The 19,850-nt window shown below is 62.5% G+C and carries 23 protein-coding genes and 1 pseudogene; 17 read left to right on the top strand and 7 right to left on the bottom strand.

The genetic code is table 11. The features are described 5' to 3' along the window. Positions 1-182: 182 nt before the first annotated feature. Positions 183-2,657, top strand: coding sequence for a caspase family protein (locus AC0V8S_RS30310; protein ID WP_475435137.1), 2,475 nt, complete (start codon positions 183-185; stop codon positions 2,655-2,657). 238 nt (positions 2,658-2,895) lie between these two features. Then, positions 2,896-3,165 (top strand): PsiF family protein, encoded by a 270-nt coding sequence (locus AC0V8S_RS30305; protein WP_475435135.1) that lies wholly within the window; start codon positions 2,896-2,898, stop codon positions 3,163-3,165. A 207-nt stretch (positions 3,166-3,372) separates the two neighbouring features. On the opposite strand, the gene AC0V8S_RS30300 is transcribed toward AC0V8S_RS30305, so the two are convergent. The 6 genes and pseudogenes from AC0V8S_RS30300 to AC0V8S_RS30275 all read right to left on the bottom strand — a co-directional run bounded on the left by AC0V8S_RS30300 (position 3,373) and on the right by AC0V8S_RS30275 (position 7,872). Next, positions 3,373-4,077, bottom strand: a complete 705-nt coding sequence (locus AC0V8S_RS30300; protein ID WP_475435133.1) for a transglutaminase-like cysteine peptidase — start codon at positions 4,075-4,077, stop codon at positions 3,373-3,375. 151 nt (positions 4,078-4,228) lie between these two features. After that, positions 4,229-4,618 (bottom strand): type II toxin-antitoxin system VapC family toxin, encoded by a 390-nt coding sequence (locus AC0V8S_RS30295; RefSeq protein WP_475438726.1) that lies wholly within the window; start codon positions 4,616-4,618, stop codon positions 4,229-4,231. After that, entirely contained in the window at positions 4,605-4,880 is a 276-nt protein-coding gene (locus AC0V8S_RS30290; protein WP_183457443.1) for an AbrB/MazE/SpoVT family DNA-binding domain-containing protein, read from the bottom strand. Before AC0V8S_RS30290 ends, AC0V8S_RS30295 begins: the two co-directional genes overlap by 14 nt. A gap of 84 nt (positions 4,881-4,964) precedes the next feature. Next, positions 4,965-5,672, bottom strand: coding sequence for an NAD-dependent deacylase (locus tag AC0V8S_RS30285; protein WP_475435131.1), 708 nt, complete (start codon positions 5,670-5,672; stop codon positions 4,965-4,967). Positions 5,673-5,737: 65 nt separating this feature from the next. Further along, positions 5,738-7,149 (bottom strand): annotated as a pseudogene (gene tldD / locus AC0V8S_RS30280) (metalloprotease TldD). A 162-nt stretch (positions 7,150-7,311) separates the two neighbouring features. Further along, on the bottom strand, positions 7,312-7,872 hold the full coding sequence (locus AC0V8S_RS30275; protein ID WP_183457447.1) for an invasion associated locus B family protein: 561 nt from the start codon (positions 7,870-7,872) through the stop codon (positions 7,312-7,314). Positions 7,873-8,247: 375 nt separating this feature from the next. Between AC0V8S_RS30275 and coxB the strand changes: the two genes are divergently transcribed. From coxB to AC0V8S_RS30200, 15 genes are all read left to right on the top strand, one after another. Further along, a complete protein-coding gene (coxB, locus tag AC0V8S_RS30270; RefSeq protein WP_475435129.1) occupies positions 8,248-9,132 on the top strand; it encodes a cytochrome c oxidase subunit II in 885 nt (294 codons plus the stop codon). A 38-nt stretch (positions 9,133-9,170) separates the two neighbouring features. Continuing rightward, positions 9,171-10,823, top strand: coding sequence for a cytochrome c oxidase subunit I (ctaD, locus tag AC0V8S_RS30265; RefSeq protein WP_475435127.1), 1,653 nt, complete (start codon positions 9,171-9,173; stop codon positions 10,821-10,823). Between the two features lie 74 nt (positions 10,824-10,897). Continuing rightward, positions 10,898-11,842, top strand: coding sequence for a heme o synthase (locus tag AC0V8S_RS30260; protein WP_475435125.1), 945 nt, complete (start codon positions 10,898-10,900; stop codon positions 11,840-11,842). Positions 11,843-11,844: 2 nt separating this feature from the next. Continuing rightward, positions 11,845-12,003, top strand: a complete 159-nt coding sequence (locus AC0V8S_RS30255) for a hypothetical protein (protein WP_096458982.1) — start codon at positions 11,845-11,847, stop codon at positions 12,001-12,003. Continuing rightward, positions 12,003-12,635 (top strand): cytochrome c oxidase assembly protein, encoded by a 633-nt coding sequence (locus AC0V8S_RS30250; protein ID WP_475435123.1) that lies wholly within the window; start codon positions 12,003-12,005, stop codon positions 12,633-12,635. Before AC0V8S_RS30255 ends, AC0V8S_RS30250 begins: the two co-directional genes overlap by 1 nt. Position 12,636: 1 nt before the next feature. Further along, positions 12,637-13,518 carry a cytochrome c oxidase subunit 3 gene (locus AC0V8S_RS30245; RefSeq protein WP_183457455.1) on the top strand — a complete coding sequence of 294 codons (882 nt, stop codon included), beginning with the start codon at positions 12,637-12,639 and terminating at the stop codon, positions 13,516-13,518. 94 nt (positions 13,519-13,612) lie between these two features. Continuing rightward, complete coding sequence (locus AC0V8S_RS30240) at positions 13,613-14,104, top strand: L,D-transpeptidase family protein (protein ID WP_183465203.1); 492 nt, start codon at positions 13,613-13,615, stop codon at positions 14,102-14,104. Between the two features lie 21 nt (positions 14,105-14,125). After that, a complete protein-coding gene (locus tag AC0V8S_RS30235; RefSeq protein ID WP_183457457.1) occupies positions 14,126-14,512 on the top strand; it encodes a DUF983 domain-containing protein in 387 nt (128 codons plus the stop codon). Continuing rightward, positions 14,509-15,264 (top strand): SURF1 family protein, encoded by a 756-nt coding sequence (locus AC0V8S_RS30230; RefSeq protein WP_475435121.1) that lies wholly within the window; start codon positions 14,509-14,511, stop codon positions 15,262-15,264. Before AC0V8S_RS30235 ends, AC0V8S_RS30230 begins: the two co-directional genes overlap by 4 nt. A gap of 104 nt (positions 15,265-15,368) precedes the next feature. Then, positions 15,369-16,379 (top strand): 4-hydroxy-3-methylbut-2-enyl diphosphate reductase, encoded by a 1,011-nt coding sequence (gene ispH / locus AC0V8S_RS30225; RefSeq protein ID WP_475435119.1) that lies wholly within the window; start codon positions 15,369-15,371, stop codon positions 16,377-16,379. A gap of 5 nt (positions 16,380-16,384) precedes the next feature. Continuing rightward, complete coding sequence (locus AC0V8S_RS30220) at positions 16,385-17,362, top strand: homoserine kinase (protein ID WP_475435117.1); 978 nt, start codon at positions 16,385-16,387, stop codon at positions 17,360-17,362. Then, positions 17,359-17,892 (top strand): ribonuclease HI, encoded by a 534-nt coding sequence (gene rnhA, locus AC0V8S_RS30215; RefSeq protein ID WP_475435115.1) that lies wholly within the window; start codon positions 17,359-17,361, stop codon positions 17,890-17,892. Before AC0V8S_RS30220 ends, rnhA begins: the two co-directional genes overlap by 4 nt. Before the next feature lie 40 nt (positions 17,893-17,932). Next, complete coding sequence (locus tag AC0V8S_RS30210) at positions 17,933-18,511, top strand: histidine phosphatase family protein (RefSeq protein ID WP_183457467.1); 579 nt, start codon at positions 17,933-17,935, stop codon at positions 18,509-18,511. A gap of 107 nt (positions 18,512-18,618) precedes the next feature. Continuing rightward, positions 18,619-18,900 (top strand): ribbon-helix-helix domain-containing protein, encoded by a 282-nt coding sequence (locus AC0V8S_RS30205; protein WP_183457469.1) that lies wholly within the window; start codon positions 18,619-18,621, stop codon positions 18,898-18,900. Then, positions 18,890-19,201, top strand: coding sequence for a type II toxin-antitoxin system RelE/ParE family toxin (locus AC0V8S_RS30200; protein WP_183457471.1), 312 nt, complete (start codon positions 18,890-18,892; stop codon positions 19,199-19,201). Before AC0V8S_RS30205 ends, AC0V8S_RS30200 begins: the two co-directional genes overlap by 11 nt. Positions 19,202-19,308: 107 nt before the next feature. Here AC0V8S_RS30200 and AC0V8S_RS30195 read toward each other — a convergent pair whose 3' ends face one another. Continuing rightward, positions 19,309-19,785, bottom strand: a complete 477-nt coding sequence (locus tag AC0V8S_RS30195; protein WP_475435112.1) for a DUF2938 domain-containing protein — start codon at positions 19,783-19,785, stop codon at positions 19,309-19,311. Between the last annotated feature and the right edge of the window lie 65 nt (positions 19,786-19,850).

The following is a 19,850-nucleotide window of genomic DNA, read 5'->3' as shown; positions in this document are numbered from 1 at the left end:
GGTTCGACTGCCGCGCGGACAGAAAGCGATCACTTTTCCTTGAAATCGCCAGTTGGGCTATACTCGATCCCAACCTGCCGAGATCGCGCCGCAAAGCCGCCTCTTTGCGCCCATCTAGTCCAGATCGCTGGAGGAGGGGAAGGGCCTCGACAGCGTCGGCTCTTTACCCATGGTGGCTTGAAATGCGGATGCTCCAGAAATTCCTCAGTTTATTCGTCCTCTTGCTTGTCGTCGCCGCCTCGGCGACGGGCGCGCTCGCGCAACAGCAAAAACGCCTCGCTTTCGTCATCGGCAACGCTGCCTATCCGTCCGGCGCGCTGGTGATACCCGCCAACGACGCCGGACTGATCGCGCAGACCTTGCAGGCTGCCGGTTTCGATGTGGTCGGCGCCCGTGATGTAGATCAGGAGTCGCTGCGCGGCGCGCTGCGCGACTTCCTCGGCAAGGTCTCCGCCGCCGGACCCGACGCGGTCGTCTTCGTCTACCTCGCCGGCCAAGGTGTGCAGTTCGAAGGCGAGAACTACTTCCTGCCGGTCGATGCCCAGATCGCCAATCCAGCCGACGTCCCGCTCCAGGCGATGCGGCTCTCCGACGTCACCAAGTCGCTGGCTGGCCTGCCGACGAAGGTCAACATCGTCGTGCTCGACGCGGCGCGACCGAATGCATTCCCGCAAACGAACCAGCCGCTGGCCGGCGGCCTCGCACTGGTCGATCCCGACCCGAACATGCTGATCGCCTTCAACGCCGCCCCGGGCACCGTCGCGCTGGAAGGCAAGGGCCCGTACGGCGCCTATGCCCAGGCGCTGGCCGAGATGATGCGCGACGGCGGCCTGTCGCTCGACGATGTGTTCGACCGCACGCGCCTGCGCGTCAACGAAGTGACGCAAGGGGCCGAAGTGCCTTGGAACGCCTCGAAGATCAGCGCGCCCTTCGTGTTTTTCGATCGTGCCCCGGATGCGCCCGCGCCGAAGGTTTCGGAGGCCGAATCCCAGGCCAACCGGACCAGGGAAATCCGCGACTTCGATGCCCACGACGCTTATGTAGCGGCGCTCGATCGCGATACGCTGCGCGGTTATGAGGATTTCGTCGGCGCCTATCCGCACGATCCGATGGCCAAGCGCGTGCGCGCCATCATCGCAGCGCGGCGCGAGGCGATCACTTGGCGCGAAACCTGGCTACGGGACACGCCGGAAGCCTACTGGTCATATCTCCGGCGCTACCCGCATGGCCCGCATGCCTGGGATGCCCGCCGCCGGCTCGAGCATTTCGAAGCGGCCCTGGAGCCCCCGGAAGATTTCACCGTCTACGCCTATGACGTGCCGCCGCCGCCGGAGGAGGAAATCGTCTACGTCGACCGTCCCGTACTCTATTTCGACGACTCCGATTTCGATTTCGATCCGCCGCCGCCCGTGACGGTGATCTTCCTGCCGCCACGGCCGCGCGACTTCATCGAATTGCCGCCACCGCCGCCGCCGGTCGGTGTCTTCCTTCTGCCGACACCGGTCTTTGTGCCCGTGCCGGCGTGGGTCAACCCGCCGCATGACATCTTCCCACCGCCGGACAATGTCATCTTCAACAACATCCACAACACCACGATCATCAACAACACGACGGTCAACGAGAACAACAACCAGGGCGGCGGCCTCACCACGGGCCAGAAACTGACCGCCGGCGCCGTGGGCCTGGGTGCGGCCGCACTGGCGACCAAGGTGGCGCTGCCAGCTCTTCTGCAGAAGAAAGAAGCCGTGCTGTCCAAGCAGAACCCGGGCGGCCTGCCGCTGAAGCCGGGGCAGGGTGGCCAGCAGCCCGGAGGTGCCACGCCGCTGTCGAAGACCTTGCCTGCCGACAAGCTGACAGGTCATGCCTTGCCCGGCGCCGACGGCAAGACGCTGCCGCTCGTCAATGGCAAGCCGGTGCTGAATGGACAGAACCTGCCCAACAACCCGAACCTGCCCAACAACAAGTCTAAGAAGCTGTTGAACAAGCAGGGCACGGCAGGTGGAAACGCCGTGACCGGGAACCCGGTGCTGAATGGACAGAACCTGCCCAACAACCCGAACCTGCCCAACAACAAGTCCAACAAGCTCTTGAACAAGCAGGGTACGGCAGCTGGAAACGCCGTGACCGGCAACCCGGTGGTGAATGGGCAAAACGGGGCCAATGGCCAAAGCAATGGGCAGGGCCAGAACGGTACCGGCAAGACTGGCAAGAAGCTCCGCAAGATCCCTGACGCCAACGGCACGCCTGCGGCTAATGGAGCGAACAACGCATCGGCGCTCAATGGCCAGAATTCAGGCCAGAATCCGCCGAATGGCAAGTTCAAGAAGCTTCACAACCAAGGCAGTGGCCAGACGAACGGCCAGGCCAATGGGCAAGGCAGTGGGGCCCAGGGCAATGGCAACGGTCCCAAATTCCACAAGCTGCCCGCCAACGGAAACGGTGGAGGCAATGTCCAGCAGAAATTCAAGGTCAACAATGGCAATCCGCAGTTGAAGGTGCTGGGTCAGCCCAAGCCGCAGAGGCCGGAGTTCCACGCCCAGCCGAAGCAGCAGATCCAGCAGGTGCACCGGCAGCCGCAGGCGCAGCCAAAGCCGCAGCCGCCAGCCGTCAAGAAGCCGTCTTGCGGGCATCCCAATGAGCCCGCTTGCAAGAAATAGGACATGTCGCGCGGAGGTGGCCGGGGTTGGGTCGCGACATGCGTAAGGCTAGAAACGCATCGCCGGTCGCGTTGTGTGAGGCGAGGCGGCTGTGCCGGGCCGGGGGCAAAACATGGCGGGCCGCTGCGGCAACCGCGATCAGATCACAACTGCGTGGTTGGCCACAGCCAAGATTGCGCGGCGCCCCGGCTCGCTGATACCCAGTCCGTGCCGGGGGGGCCTCAAGGGAGCAAGCATAATGAGGATTGCAAGCGTTCTGACGTCTATCGCCGTGGCCGGGTTCATTGCGACGGGAACTGCCGCGGCAGCGACGACAGCGGCGACCACGACGGCCCCGGCCACCACCACGACCGCCCCCGCGAAGAAGGCAAAGACCACTGCCATGACGCCGGAGAAAACCGCGATTTCGAAGCAATGTTCGGCACTGGCCGATGCCCAGAAGCTGCACGGCAAGGCGCGCGAGAAGTTCCGGGCCGACTGCAAGAAGAATGGCGGCAAACCCAGCTGATCGACCGCCGTCGCGGCGGAGGTTCGCTGCCAGCCCGCCCTGCCGGGGTGGCTGGCGGCAATTTCGGAAAAATATGAGCCCGGTAGCGTTTGAAGCCGCTCCCACATGGACCGGACCAGGACCGAAAGGTACGCGGGTGGCATTCGCCATCCTGACGGTTGGGTACTTGCCCAACAGTGCATGGACCGCTGTGGCCCTGACAGCCTCTCAGTCTACGAGTTCGGCAACATTTGTGAGGGTCTTCGGCGTGCCACCCCGCTGGTTGATCGACAGCCAGATATTCGGGTTCTGCTGCGACTGGCGTTTCAGGAAGTAGTATCCGGTCGCGTTCCAGGGCCTGATTTCGTCGACCAGATTGTCGAGAACGAGATCGCCCTTGTCGGTTTTCACCGTCAGGATGGTGTGGCCTTCATTGTCAAGATCGTGGACCACGGTCATCAGCAGCGCCTGCCGGGGGAATCCAGCCTCCTGAAGAAGCTTGCGCTTGTAGAGTGCGTAGATCTTGCAATCGCCCTTGCCGTCAACCGGGTAATCCCAGTGGTCCACCATCCTGCCCCAGTGCTCGAAATTGCTGACGGGTTTGATGTAGTTATTTGCCTTGAGGTTTATCCGCTTGAGGATGCGCAGGTTCTGCGCGGTCAGCTTGACGTTCGTGGCCGGCAGAGCGGGCACCTTGCACTCTTTGGCCGGCGATGGCAGAAATCGAGCCAGCCGTAGGGGAACGCTGGTGCGTCCTCCAACCGAGGCAAAGCGCAAGGCATCCGCGGATGGTTGCGTCTTCCTGAGCAATGTCGACTGTTTGAGTAAGGTGGATTGCGCTGAAGCCGAACCGACATCCAACGAAGTTGCGCCAATCAGCGAAACACAGCCAAGCAGGAACGAGGAAGTCAGAACGCCGAGGGAACGCAGCACTGGCAACACCACCGTACGAGAGCACCGATCAACGGTAATGTGGTGACGGCGCACGATCAATTAAACATTTAAGAAGGCGTTAACATGTTCGTGTTCGCGGCCTGCTAACGCGTCGTGACGCCAGCACCAGGCACTGCCCACGGCGTCATCACTATGCTTCTTGCACGTCCCCAAGCCCCGCCGCTTGCGCCGCCTTGATCAATTTGCGGTCGAAGGTCACGAATCCCGTACAATGCGCCGACTTGCCGAGGTGTAGCGCATCCGCGAAATCCACACCGGCCTCGACCAGATCGAGCGCGGAAGAGACAAGCGCCGCGTCTTCGATTTCAACCGTGGGAAGGCCGCCGAACGCTCGCAAAGCTCTGACGACAGTGGCCTGGTCATAGCCGTAGGCGCTGCGCAGCACCCACTCGGCTTCCAGGATAACCGTCACAGCGACAAATACCTGTCGGTCATCGATGACGCGCCGGGCGCGCGGGGATTGCTCGGGATGGTCGTTGGTCAGGTACCGAACGACGATATTGGTATCAATCGCGAGCATGCCGCCGCCGTGCTTCGGCGAGAACGCCCGCATCCATGTCTTCAAGTGTCTTCGGCCTGCCGTTATGGGGCAGGAAACCAAAGACGTCTTGAGGCCGGGTTGCGGCGAAGGCAGGTGCTGGCTTCAAAAGAACGCCCTCCGGCGTGTCTTCGACCTCCAGGCGGGTGCCGGCGCCCCATTCCCTGCGTTTGCGGATCGCGCTCGGCAGGATCACTTGCCCCTTGGTCGAGACGGTGGTGGTGAGCTTTTCGGAGCCGGCCATTGTAGCCTACCTCAGTGTAAGACAAAGGTAAGATATATCCTTAGCGGTTGGAATTCAATCCACGAGATCCCGCACGCGGCAGCGTCAGCCTGTTCCCGAAAGGATGCGCTCGACGAAGGCAGGCACTATCTGCGTCGCCGGTCCTTCCATCTGCTCGTCGAAGCGCGAGGCCCAGCCTGCGCATTTCAAATTGAGTTCGATCGTCAAGGCGCCGGCGGCACGGGCCTCCTCGACGAAACCGGCCGCCGGGTAGACGCTGCCGCTCGTTCCGATCGCCAGGAACAGGTCGCAATGCGTCAGCGCTTCGCCGATCTCTTCCATGCGGTAAGGCATCTCGCCGAACCAGACCACATCAGGCCGCAGCTTGCCTCTTGAGCCGCAGGCCGGGCATCCGGATTGAACGGTGATGTCACCTGTCCAGGCGCTGCTTGCGCCACAGTCCTGGCAAAGCGCGCGGCCGAGTTCGCCATGCATATGGATCAGTTTCCGCGAGCCGGCGCGCTCATGCAGATCGTCGATGTTCTGGGTGACGAGGAGGATGTCGCCCTGAACTTCGCGCTCGAGCCTGGCCAGTGCCGCATGGGCGGCGTTCGGCTCGACGCTGTCCATCTGCCGCCGGCGCATATTGTAGAAATCCTGCACTTTGGCGGGATCGCGGGCAAAGCCTTCGGGTGTCGCAACGTCTTCGAGATCGAATTTCGCCCAGACGCCATCGGGATCGCGAAAGGTCGCGACGCCCGATTCCGCCGAAATGCCAGCGCCTGTCAGGATGACGATCTTGGATCTGGGCATGGTCGGGGCCGCTTGGATTCGGAAACATCACTTTGGCGGGTGATATACCGGAACGGCCCCGAGCCTCAAACCCGTGTGCCGCCGACCGTCATCTGGTTCATCCGGAGATGCGGCTGGCCGACGCCGACCGGTACGCCCTGTCCGGCCTTGCCGCACATGCCGATGCCATTGTCGAGTTTCATGTCGTTGCCGACCATCGAGACGCGGTGCATGGCATCCGGCCGTTGCCGATCAGCATCGCCCCCTTGATCGGCTGCGTCACCTTGCCGTTCTCGATCATGTAGGCCTCGGTGCAGCCGAACACGAATTTGCCCGACGTGATGTCGACCTGGCCGCCGCCGAAGGAGACGGCGTAGATGCCGTTCTTGACCGAAGCGATGATCTCATCCGGCTCCATGTCGCCGGACGTCATATAGGTGTTGGTCATGCGCGGCATCGGCTGGTGCGCATAGCCTTCGCGCCTTCCGTTGCCGGTGGCTTTCATGCCCATCAGCCGGGCGTTTTGCCGATCCTGCATGTAGCCGACCAGTTTGCCGTCCTCGATCAGCACGTTGCGGGCCGAAGGCGTGCCTTCATCGTCGACGGTGAGCGAGCCGCGTCGCTCGGGGATGGTGCCGTCGTCGACGACGGTGACGCCCTTGGCGGCGACCTGTTGGCCCAGCAGGCCGGCAAAGGCCGATGTCTTCTTGCGGTTGAAGTCGCCTTCGAGCCCGTGTCCGACGGCTTCGTGCAGCATGACCCCCGGCCAGCCGCTGGACAGCACGATGTCGAATGTGCCGGCCGGGGCGGGGATCGCCTCGAGATTGACCAGAGCTTGCCGCAGCGCTTCCTTGGCCGCGTGCTTCCAGCTGTCCTCGATCAGGAACTCGCCAAAGGCCTTGCGTCCGCCCATGCCGTAGGAGCCGCTTTCCTGGCGGTCGCCATCGCCGACGACGACCGAGACGTTGATGCGGACCAGCGGCCGGATATCGCGCACCACCTGGCCATCGGCGCGCACGATCTCGACATGCTGCCAGGACGCGGCGAGCGAGGCCGTCACCTGACGCACGCGCGGATCCTCGGCGCGCAGCCAGGCGTCGATTTCCTGCAGCAGCTTTGCCTTGGCCTCGAAGGAGGGCGAGGGGATCGGATTCTCGTCGCCGTAGAGATGGCGGTTGGTGCGGGCAGGTGCAGCGGCAAGCGTACCGGAATAGCCGCCCTTGACGGTCGAGACGGCAGCCGCCGCGCGCAGCAGCGAGGCCTCGGACAGGTCGCTCGAATGGGCGTAGCCGCTGGCTTCACCGGCGACCGCGCGCAGGCCAAAGCCCTGGTCGGTGTTGAAATTGGCGGTCTTCAGCCGACCATTGTCGAACATCAGCGCTTCGCTCTCGCTGTATTCGAGAAACAGTTCCCCGTCATCGGCGCCGTTGATGGTGTCGGCGACGATCTGCTTGATACGATCGTCTGAAATGTCGAATTGGCCGATCAGGCTGTTCATGGCGCATCCGTTCGTGGGAAGAGAGCTCGTTTCCCCCGATGTAGGCGCGAAGCCGCGCCGAGACAATCAGCAATGAGGATCGGCGTCAGCGAATGGCAACGGCCGGCTGATGCGGCATTCAGGAATTCTGCGTCAGAACCCGGTTCTGCGCCAAGCTCGGGATCAGGGGAGGGCGGCAAAGCCGTCGGCAAAACCCTTGAGGTCGACAGGGATGCCGATGCCTTCTTCAGGCGTCTGGAAGACGATGAACGTCGCCGACGTGCCGGTCTTCAGCGTGTCCAGCAGCGGCTTTTCGAGAATGACTTCGGCATAGCAGCCATCCTGGAAGCAGCGCACGAAATAGGCGCGGCCGATGTCCTTGCCGTCGACATTGAGTCCGAGTCCGTTCGGCAAAAGCACGCCGAGCGGCGCCAGCACGCGCAGGATCTCGGCCTTGTTGTCGGCGGTGCGCAGCACGACGACCGACAGCCCCATCTCCGGACGATCCTCGGCGACGACATTCTGCATCATCACGCATTGTTCGGAGGTGGCACCCGCCGGCGTGTCGCAAATGATCGACCAGGCGCCATGCGTCGAGCGCACCGTGCCGCTCGGCTGGGCGGCATTGGCCTGACTGGCGACCAGCAGACCGGCCGCGGACAGGGCAATCACAAAAATGGCTTTCGCCAAGGTGATCGAACGTCCCAGTCTCGTATGCCTCAGTCTCGAAAGCCAAGAGTTCATGACGGCTCCATTGCGAATCACGGCACTTTAAGCCGCGCCAATGCCAAGTAAAGGACGAGACCACGGCCGAACTGTCCCGAAACAGGCAATACCGCGCTTTTCCTGCCAAATTCGCCTGAATTACGACGCTTCGCGAACCCCGCCGGCATGAGGCAGGCAACCTTCCGGACATACGCGATTCGCCGCCACGGCCGCTGCCCCGGAAGAGCCGTGTCAGCTTGCGCGCAAAAATGCCGCACAGTTTCCTCCGCTCCTTTCTTGCGGAGGGAAAAAGAGTATGGTTTGAACCACCTTGAGACTGTCGGGATTCCCGTCCTGGCATTGTTCGTTATTCTCGTTGGCGCAGCCGCGAGGAACTGGGAGACGAAGAGGGCGATGAGAAATTTCCTAGCAGACGCCAAGTTTCTAGCCAGTGCTGGGGCTGCCACCGCGTTTTTCGCCGGCACGTCCGCCCATGCCGATCAGCCCGTGGCTTGGGAGACGACTTTCCAGGCGCCGGCGACCGACATGATGCGGCAGATCGAGTGGTTCGGAAACTACACGATGTGGTTCATCGTTCCGATCACCATTCTGGTGCTCCTCCTCCTCGCCTACTGCATCGTCAAATTCCGCGCGAGCGCGAACCCGGTTCCCTCCAAGACCAGCCACAACACGCTGATCGAGGTGATCTGGACTGTCGGCCCGGTCGTGATCCTGCTCTGCCTCGCCATTCCCTCGTTCCAGCTCCTGACCGCGCAGTACACCCCGCCGGAAGAAGCCAAGCTCACCGTCAAGGCGACCGGCAACCAGTGGAACTGGGATTACGAATACCAGACCGACAACACGCTCTCCTTCAACTCCGCGATCCTCCAGGAGGGCGACCGTGCCGCCGCCGGCAAGGAGGATCGCAAGGTCTATCCGCGGCTGCTCGCCGTCGACAATGAGTTGGTGGTGCCGGTCAACACGATGACCCGCGTGCTCGTCACCGCGACCGATGTGATCCACTCCTTTGCCATGCCGTCCTTCGGCATCAAGATCGACGCCGTTCCGGGGCGCACCAACGAGACCTGGTTCAAGGCGGAGAAGGAAGGCCTTTATTATGGTCAGTGCTCGCAGCTCTGCGGCAAGGACCATGCCTTCATGCCGATTGCCATCCGCGTCGTCACCGACGCGCAGTTCAAGACCTGGCTGGCGGCAGCCAAGACCAATCTGCCCGGCGCCAACAAGACGCTGATGGCCGAGGTCGATGGCCAGAACAAGGTAGCGGCCGCCGGCAATTGATGCCGCGGGTTAGCAAGATTTAGGGAACGGAGCGGAATATGGCAGACGCTGCAGCTCACGACGGGCACAACCACAAACCTTATCACGGTTGGGTGCGCTGGGTTTATTCGACCAACCACAAGGATATCGGCACGCTCTACCTGATCTTCGCGATCATGGCCGGCATCATCGGCGGCGCGCTGTCGGTCGCCATCCGCATGGAATTGCAGGAGCCTGGCATCCAGATCTTCAGCGGTCTGGCGCAGATGGTCTACGGCATGAACGGTGATGCCGCGGTCGACGGCGGCAAGAGCATGTACAATGCCTTCGCCACCGCGCATGCGCTGATCATGATCTTCTTCATGGTCATGCCGGCCCTGATCGGCGGCTTCGCCAACTGGATGGTGCCGATCATGATCGGTGCTCCCGACATGGCGTTCCCGCGCATGAACAACATCTCCTTCTGGCTGCTGCCGCCGGCCTTCATCCTGCTGCTGACCTCGATGTTCGTGCCGAGCGCGCCGGGCGCCTACGGTGTCGGCGGTGGCTGGACGCTCTATCCGCCGCTGTCGACCTCGGGTCAGCCTGGTCCGGCCATGGATCTGGCGATCCTGTCGATCCACATCGCCGGTGCCTCGTCGATCCTCGGTGCCATCAACTTCATTACGACCATCTTCAACATGCGCGCTCCGGGCATGACGCTGCACAAGATGCCGCTGTTTGCCTGGTCGGTGCTGGTCACCGCCTTCCTGCTGCTGTTGTCGTTGCCGGTCCTGGCCGGCGGCATCACCATGCTGCTCACCGACCGCAATTTCGGCACCACCTTCTTCGCTCCCGATGGCGGCGGCGATCCGATCTTGTTCCAGCATCTGTTCTGGTTCTTCGGTCACCCGGAAGTCTACATCCTGATCCTGCCGGGCTTCGGCATCATCAGCCACGTCATCTCGACCTTCTCGAAGAAGCCGGTGTTCGGCTATCTCGGCATGGCCTACGCCATGGTCGCGATCGGCGCTGTAGGCTTCATCGTGTGGGCGCACCACATGTATACGACCGGCCTGTCGCTCGACACGCAGCGCTACTTCGTCTTCGCCACCATGGTCATCGCGGTGCCGACGGGCGTGAAGATCTTCTCCTGGATTGCGACGATGTGGGGCGGGTCGATCTCGTTCAAGACGCCGATGCTGTGGGCGCTGGGCTTCATCTTCCTGTTCACCATCGGTGGCGTCACCGGCGTTCAGCTGGCCAATGCCGGCCTCGACCGCTCGCTGCATGACACCTATTTCGTCATCGCCCACTTCCACTACGTGCTGTCGCTGGGTGCGGTGTTCGCCATCTTCGCCGGCTGGTACTACTGGTTCCCGAAGATGACCGGTTACATGTACTCCCCTGTCATCGCCAACACCCATTTCTGGGTCACCTTCGTCGGCGTCAACCTGATCTTCTTCCCTCAGCATTTCCTCGGCCTCGCCGGCATGCCGCGCCGCACCATCGACTATCCGGACGCGTTTGCCGGCTGGAACTATGTGTCGTCGATCGGCTCCTATATCTCGGCCGTCGGTGTGGCGATCTTCCTCTATGGCGTGTTCGAAGCCTTCCAGAAGAAGCGGATCGCCGGTGCCAACCCATGGGGTGAGGGCGCCACCACGCTCGAATGGCAGCTGCCTTCGCCGCCGCCGTTCCACCAGTGGGAGCAGCTGCCGAAGATCAAGTAAGCGGCTTCCCGCCCGAATACAAAACCGCCGGCCCGCCGGCGGTTTTGGCCAACGGAATGATGGACTGAGTACGCATGGCCCTAGTCGACGAAACCAGCATTGACGAAGCGGGCTTCCGCATGTCGGAAGCGACGGCGGGCGATTTCTTCGCCCTGCTGAAGCCGCGCGTCATGTCGCTGGTGGTGTTCACCGCCTTTGTCGGGCTGGTCGCCGCCCCGGTGACCATCAACCCGCTGCTGGCTGTGATCGCCATATTGTCCATTGCCATCGGCGCCGGCGCGTCGGGTGCGCTCAACATGTGGTACGACGCCGACATCGACGCGGTGATGACCAGGACGGCCAGCCGTCCGGTGCCGTCCGGTCGCATCCAGCCGCACGAGGCGCTCAGCTTCGGCCTGGTGCTCTCGGTGCTGTCGGTGATGACGCTCGGCGTGCTGGTCAACTGGCTGTCGGCGACGCTGCTGGCCTTCACCATCTTCTTCTATGCCGTCGTCTACACGATGTGGCTGAAGCGCTGGACGCCGCAGAACATCGTCATCGGTGGCGCTGCCGGTGCGATCCCGCCGGTCATCGGCTGGGCCGCGGTGACCGGGTCGGTCAGCCTCGAAAGCATCGTCCTGTTTCTGATCATCTTCCTGTGGACGCCGCCGCATTTCTGGGCACTGGCCCTCTTCAAGTCCGAGGACTATGAGCGCGCCGGCATCCCGATGATGCCCAATGTCGCCGGCCATGCGTCGACGCGCCGTCAGATCTTCGCCTATGCGCTGGCGCTGGCCCCGGTCGGGGTGCTGCCGTGGCTGCTCGGTTACACCACGCCTTTCTATGGCGTGGCCGCCGTGCTGCTGGGCGTTGGCTTTGTCTGGTATGCGTGGAAAGTGCTCGGCATGGCCGACGATGACCGCGTCATGAAGCCGGCCAAGGCGCTGTTTGCCTATTCGCTGCTTTATCTCTTCGCCATCTTCGCTGCCTATCTGGCCGACAGCGTTGTCGAACGCGCGCTTGCCATGGGTGGGGCATGATCATGGTCGAGGAAAAGCTTGAAACGGTCACGCTGACCGATCGCCAGAAGAAGGCCCAGCGCAGCCGTTCGGTTGCCATCGGCGTGGCGCTGGCGGTGCTGGTCGTCATTTTCTACATCGCCACGATCATCAAGTTCGGCCACAATCTAGGCACGATGTGATGAGCGTCGAGATCTCCAAGAAGCCAGCCGGCAAGAACAGCAACGCGATCGTCGCGGCGGTCTGCCTCGCCTTCTTCACCGGCATGATCGGCATGGCCTATGCCGCCGTGCCGCTCTACAAGATGTTCTGCCAAGCAACCGGCTATGGCGGCAAGACGCAACGCGTCGAGAAGCAGTATGCCGGCCGCGTGCTTGACCGCGAGATCACCGTGCGCTTCGACGCCAATATTGCCGGCGTGCCGTGGGAATTTCAGCCGGTCCAGCGCTCGATGACCATGAAGATCGGCGAGACCGTGCAGGCGCATTATCAGGCGACCAACAAGTTCGATCGCCCCGTCACCGGCCGCGCCACCTTCAACGTGCAGCCGGAACTGGCGGGTCCGTATTTCAACAAGGTCGAGTGCTTCTGCTTCACCGATACGTCGCTGAAGCCCGGCGAGACGCTGGACATGCCGGTCCTGTTCTATGTGGACCCCGATATCGTCAATGTGCCGGAACTGAAGGACGTGAAGACGATCACCCTGTCCTACACGATGTTCCCAGTCGAGAAGACCAAGCCGGTCGCCTCCTCGGAGCCGATCCAGGGCAACAGCAAGACAATTTCCAATACCGAAGCAAATCTCGGGGGTTGACATGGCAGACGCGCACGCAAAACCACAGCATGACTATCATCTCGTCGACCCAAGCCCGTGGCCTTTCCTGGGGTCGGTGGGGGCGCTCGTCACCGCCTTTGGCGGTGTCTGCCTCATGGAGTACCTGAAGGGTGGTTCCTTCCCGATCTTCGGCTTCAACATTGCCAATCCGTGGCTGTTCTTCATCGGCATCGTGATCGTCCTCTACACCATGTTCGCCTGGTGGTCGGACACGATCAAGGAAGCGCATGAGGGCCATCATACGCGGGTCGTGTCGCTGCATCTGCGCTACGGCATGATCATGTTCATCGCCTCGGAGGTGATGTTCTTCGTCGCTTGGTTCTGGGCTTATTTCGACGCCAGCCTTTTTGCCGGTGAGGTCCAGAACTACGCGCGCCACACCTTTACCGGTGGTGTCTGGCCGCCGAAGGGCATGGAGGTTCTCGATCCCTTCCACCTGCCGCTCTACAACACCATCATCCTGCTCTTGTCAGGCACCACGGTCACCTGGGCGCACCATTCGCTCATCCATGGCGACCGCAAGGGCCTGGTCAACGGCCTGGTGCTGACCGTCGGCCTCGGCATGCTGTTCACCATGGTGCAGGCCTACGAGTACATCCACGCTCCGTTCGGCTTCAAGGATTCCATCTACGGCGCCACCTTCTTCATGGCGACCGGCTTCCACGGCTTCCATGTCATCATCGGCACCATCTTCCTGCTGGTCTGCCTAGTCAGGGCGATGAAGGGCGATTTCACCCCCAAGCAGCATTTCGGCTTCGAGGCGGCCGCCTGGTACTGGCACTTCGTTGACGTGGTCTGGCTGTTCCTGTTCTCGGCGATCTATGTTTGGGGATCTGCCGGCGCGGTGATCGAAGGTCACTGATCCAGTCTTTGGGGACTTTGATTTCAAGGAGGGGCGGCCGCGGCGACGCGGCCGCCTTCTTGTTTTCGGCGCAATGATCGCCGATCGATTGCCGATGCGGCTGACAATTCCCTGGGCGATTTGCGCATTCATCTTCCTGGCATTCCCGGCGCTTGCGGCTGAGAAGGCCGATCTGGTGCGTGTCCACAAGGCGGGACGGCGGCTGGAACTGATCGGCGACGGCAAGGTGCTGCGCAGCTACAGCATTGCGCTCGGCGGCGATCCCGTCGGCCACAAGCACCAGGAGGGTGATCAGCGCACGCCCGAGGGGCGCTACATGCTCGACTGGCGCAACCCCGACAGCATCGCGCACAGATCGATCCACATCTCCTATCCCAATGCCGACGATCTGGCGGCGGCGAAGGCGCGCAATGTCGATGCCGGCGGCATGATCATGATCCATGGCCAGCCGAATGGTTTCGGCTGGTGGGGCTGGCTGCTTCAATTGGTCGACTGGACCGACGGCTGCATTGCCGTTACGGACTCCGACATGGACGAAATCTGGGCAATGGTGGCCGATGGGACACCGATCGAGATCGAGCAATAGCGATGAGTGAAGGCCCTATCCATGACTGAAGATAAGGCGATCTGGCCGCCGATCGATCCGATATCGGCCGGCCTGCATGGCCGTTGCCCGCGCTGCGGCGAGGGGCGGCTGTTTTCCGGCTTCCTCACCGTCGGCAAACGCTGCGTCAATTGCGGCCTCGACTATTCCTTCGCCGATGCTGGCGACGGGCCAGCGGTCTTCGTCATCCTGATCATCGGCTTCATCATCGTCGGTCTGGCGCTCTGGGTCGAAGTGACACTGAGCCCGCCGCTGTGGCTGCATCTGCTGATCTGGATCCCCTTGGCCCTGGTGCTGTGCCTGACGGCGCTGCGGTTGATCAAGGGTGTGCTGCTCACGCTCCAATATGCCAACAAGGCGGCGGAAGGCCGGTTGGACCGCGGCGAATGAGCGAGGCATCCATCAAGGACAGCGGCCCTTCGCGGCCAAGATCGGCGTTGCTGCTCGGCCTTGGCCTGTTGCTGCTCTTGATCCTGCTGGCGCTCGGCACCTGGCAGGTCCAGCGCCTGCACTGGAAGGAAGGTCTCCTGCAGACCATCGACCAGCGCACCCACTCCGCGCCGCTGCCGCTGGCCGAGGTCGAGAAGCAATTCGCCTCGACCGGCGACGTCGACTACACGCCGGTCACGGTCTCCGGCACGTTCCTGCATTCGGGCGAGCGGCATTTTTATGCGACCTGGGAGGGTGACGCCGGCTTCAACGTCTACACGCCGCTGGCCCTCGACGACGGCCGCTTCGTTCTGATCAATCGCGGCTTCATACCCTACGATCTGAAAGACCCGGCCAAGCGCGCCAAGGGGCAGGTCTCCGGCAAGGTGACAATCACCGGGCTTGCCCGCAACCCGCTGCCGGCAAAGCCGTCGATGATGCTTCCCGACAATGATGTGGCGAAGAACATCTTCTACTGGAAGGACCGCGACGTGATGGCGGCGAGCGCCGGCCTGCCGGCCGGTTTCACGCTGGCGCCGATCTTCATCGATGCCGACAAGACGCCCAATCCCGGCGGTCTCCCGATCGGCGGCGTCACCATCATCGACCTGCCGAACAGCCATCTGCAATATGCTGTCACCTGGTATGGACTTGCCGCGGCACTCGCCGCCGTGCTCATCCTGCGGCTTCGCCGTCCCGCGAACGAGGAATGAACACGCGCGACGCCCCCTTTCCACCGACACCCTTGACAGGGCCCGCTCTTGACAGAACAGGGGTAGGCACCTCATTTCGGCGCTGACGAACCGGCCAGGATTCAATGCTTCAGACAACCACCAAGCCTCCGCTGACGATCCGGCTCTGCCAGCCGCGCGGCTTTTGCGCCGGCGTTGACCGTGCCATCCAAATCGTCGTGCTGGCGCTGAAGAAATACGGCAAGCCGGTCTATGTCCGCCACGAGATCGTCCACAACCGTTACGTCGTCGAAGGACTGCAAAGCCTTGGCGCGGTCTTCATCGAGGAACTTTCCGAAATCCCGGCCGAACACCGGCAGTCGCCGGTCGTCTTTTCGGCGCATGGCGTGCCGAAATCGGTGCCGGCCGATGCCCAGGCGCGCAACCTGTTCTATCTCGACGCCACCTGTCCGCTGGTCTCGAAGGTCCACAAGCAGGCGATGCGCCATCAGCGGCTTGGCCGCCATGTGTTGTTGATCGGCCATGCCGGACACCCCGAGGTGATCGGCACGATGGGACAATTGCCGGAGGGCGCGGTCACGCTGATCGAGACCGAGGCCGATCCCGCCAGGCTGGTGCCCGCCGATCCGAAGGCGCTCGGCTTCGTCACCCAGACCACGCTGTCGGTCGAGGACACCGCCGGCATCATCCGTGCGCTGCAGGACCGCTTTCCCGACCTGAAGGCGCCGGCGGCGGAATCGATATGCTACGCCACCACCAACCGCCAGGAGGCGGTCAAGGATACCGCCCCCGGCGCTGATCTCTATCTGATCGTCGGCGCCCCCAATTCCTCCAATTCGCGCCGCCTTGTCGAAGTGGCGGAGCGTGCCGGCGCCACCATGTCGCTTCTCGTGCAGCGCGCCGCCGAGATTCCGTGGAATGACATCGGCAACATTTCGACGCTCGGCCTGTCGGCCGGGGCATCGGCGCCGGAGATCATCGTCGACGAGATCATCGACGCGTTCCGCCAGCGCTTCGATGTCACCATCGACCTGGCCATCACGGCCACCGAAACAGAGGATTTTCCGGTCATGCGGGTACTGCGCGATGTCGAACTGACGCCGGCCGACATGGCCTTCGTCAATGGGGCCGCGTAAGGCAGATGGCGGTCTATACCGACGTTGCGGAGGGCGAACTCGGCGCTTTCCTGAAACACTATCCGGTCGGCGATCTCCTGTCCTACAAGGGCATCGCGGAGGGCACGGAAAACTCCAACTTTCTGCTCCACACCTCCAGCGGCTCCTACATCCTGACGCTCTATGAGAAGCGGGTCGAGAAGGCGGATCTGCCGTTTTTCCTTGGGCTGATGGGTCATCTCGCCAACAAGGGTGTGTCCTGTCCGCTGCCGGTGATCGCGCATGACAGCAGCGTCATCGGCACGCTGGCCGGCCGGCCGGCGGTTATCATCACCTTCCTCGAAGGGCTCTCGCTGCGGCGGCCGACGGCAACGCACTGTGCCGAGGTCGGCAAGGCGCTGGCCGCCCTGCATCTGGCCGGTGCCGATTTCCCGATGACCCGCCCGAACGCGCTCGCCATCGACGGTTGGCGCAAGCTTTGGAACGCGGCCCGCGACCGCGCCGACGAGGTCGAGCCGGGCCTCGCAGCCGAGGTCGACGCCGATTTCGCCGATTTCGAGCGCAACTGGCCGAAGGACCTTCCGGCAGGCATCATCCATGCCGATCTTTTTCCGGACAATGTCTTCTTCCTCGGCGAAAAGCTGTCGGGCCTGATCGACTTCTATTTCGCCTGCGACGACCTCTACGCCTATGATGTCGCCACCTGCCTCAACGCGTGGTGTTTCGAGAAGGATTTTTCCTTCAACCTCACCAAGGGGAAGGCACTGCTTGCCGGCTATCAGAGCGTGCGTTCCCTGAGCGGGCAGGAAAAGGCGGCATTGCCGATGCTGGCGCGCGGTTCGGCGTTGCGTTTCATGCTGACCCGGCTCTACGACTGGCTCACCGTTCCCGATGGCGGGCTGGTGATGAAACGCGACCCGACCGAATATATCAGGCGGATGCGATTCCATCGGGCAATCAAATCGGCTTCGGAATATGGATTGGCCGAATACGGGGTATCATGAGCAAACAGGTTGAGATCTTCACCGACGGCGCCTGCTCGGGCAATCCCGGTCCTGGCGGCTGGGGTGCCATCCTGCGCTTCAACGGCACCACAAAGGAGCTTTCCGGCGGCGAGGCCGAAACGACCAACAACCGCATGGAGTTGCTGGCCGCCATCTCGGCGTTGAATGCGCTGAAGGAGCCTTGCACCGTCGAGCTTCACACCGACAGCAAATATGTCATGGACGGCATTTCCAAGTGGATCCATGGCTGGAAGAAGAACGGCTGGAAGACCGCCGACAAGAAGCCGGTCAAGAACGGCGAGCTGTGGCAGGCGCTGGATGAAGCCAATCGGCGCCACAAGGTCACCTGGAACTGGGTCAAGGGCCACGCCGGCCATACCGAGAACGAGCGCGCCGACGAGTTGGCCAGGGAAGGGATGGCGCCGTTCAAGAAAGGCTCTTTCAAGCCAGCGGTGTCGGCGCCGAAGCCGGATGCCCTGCCGAAGCAGCCGGCAGCCACGAAGGCTCGTCGTTCGACCCAGAGCTATTGAGTTCCAGCAGCTGGTCGGCGCTCAGGCGGGAACCTTGATCATGCCGATCCTCTACTATGTCACGCATCCCCAGGTGCAGATCGATGCCGCCATTCCCGTGCCGGAATGGGGACTATCGGACGTCGGGCGGGCGAGAGCCGTTGCCATGCTTGATCAGCCATGGGTCGGTTCAATCAGGCGTATCGTGTCGTCGGGCGAGCGCAAGGCGATAGAAACCGCTGAGATACTCGCAGGCCATCTCCGCCTTGCCGTGGAGGTCAGGGAACGGATGCATGAGAACGACCGGTCCGCGACGGGCTTTCTGCCGCCGCCGGAGTTCGAAGCGGTTGCCGACCAGTTCTTCGCCAATCCGCACAAAAGTATTCGCGAGTGGGAGCGGGCGATCGATGCGCAGCAACGCATTATCAGCGAGGTCGAGGCCGTGCTCGGCGGCGATGAGGCCGGCGACATCGCTGTCGTTGGCCATGGAGGAGTTGGAACGCTCCTGTTGCTGTCTCTCAGCGGACGGGAAATCAGCCGCGAAGCGGATCAGCCGGCCGGCGGCGGCAACTATTTTGCCTACGATATCGGCGCGCACCGTGTCATGCATGGATGGCGGCCGATCGACAGGCTGCCTTGACCCGCGAGAGTGCGCATAGGTTAGGATAGGCTCTTCCGGTGGCGTTGCTCAAGGACATGGATGGGAGTAATATTTCCTACCATGGAGCAATGCCATAAGGACCCAGCATGGCAAATGTTGAAAAAATGAGCGTGGCTGTGACCCCACAACAGGCAGCCCTCATGCGAGAGGCTGTGGAAGCGGGCGAGTATGCCACCGCAAGCGAGATTGTGCGTGAAGCAGTGCGGGATTGGCTGGCCAAGCGCGAGCTGCGGCACGAAGATATCCGCCGGCTGCGACAGCTGTGGGATGAAGGCAAGGCAAGCGGGAGACCGGAGCCTGTGGATTTCGACGCTTTGCGAAAGGAAGCTCGGCAAAAGCTAACGGAAGCCTCGCCGAATGGCCGTTAGGCTGGTCTGGTCACCCGCAGCCAGGGCGGACCTGATCGATATCTACGTGATAGTAGGCAGTGAAAACATACGAGCGGCCGATCGCTATTATGATCGGTTGGAAGCGCGGGCCATGCAACTGGCAGACCAGCCGCGAATGGGTGTTAGGCGACCGGACATCAGGCCTTCCGCACGAATGCTGGTGGAGGCGCCGTTTGTACTGCTCTACGAAACGATTCCGGACACCGACGACGGCCCAGTCGAGTGGGTTGAAATCGTCCGTGTGGTAGACGGGCGGCGGGATCTGAACCGTCTGTTCTAATGCATGTCGCCCAAAAGTGACCTCGGTTTTGGGAGAACGACCTGCACAAAAAGATGCACCTAAAGCGCTTCGCATGAATCCGTTTCAACGCGACGCGCTTTAGGTGTCTAGCGGATCACCAGCGCCGTGCCCCAAAGCCCGAGCGCGAACACTGTGTGAGAGACCAGGTTGAGCGCCCGGATCTGCATCGGATTGGGCCGCTTCGAGGCTGCCCATCCGGCGCCCATGCCGGGTGCCAGCAGGAACCAGCCGGCGCCGACGGTGACGATGCCGAGGATGAAGGCCGGCATGAAGGTCGGCGCGGCAAGCCAGCCGGCTCCGGCCAGCACGACCAGGATGATGCCGTAGACGATGCCGACGAAATAGTGAAAGGCCCAGCCGAGCGCCACTTCATGCGCGTAAGGCTCGGCCTCGCCGATATCATCGTGAAAGACCTTGTCGGTGAGGTGCCAGACCCAGCGACCGACAGGTCCCCAGTTCGGCCGCGGCTGGCCGAAGGCCTTATGCAAGAAGAGGGCCCAGAGATCCATCAGTATGGTGGCGCCGATGCCGATCGCGATAGCGCGCCAGATGACGTCAAACATTGCTGGATCCCCCGAAAGCCGGCAATTCTCAAGCGCAAGCGGTTGTCGGTCAGGCCGACTGTTGC

The organism is Mesorhizobium oxytropidicola (assembly GCF_056174625.1).
The sequence above is the reverse complement of the archived record's forward strand: the minus strand, read 5'-3'. Positions and strand labels throughout refer to the sequence as shown.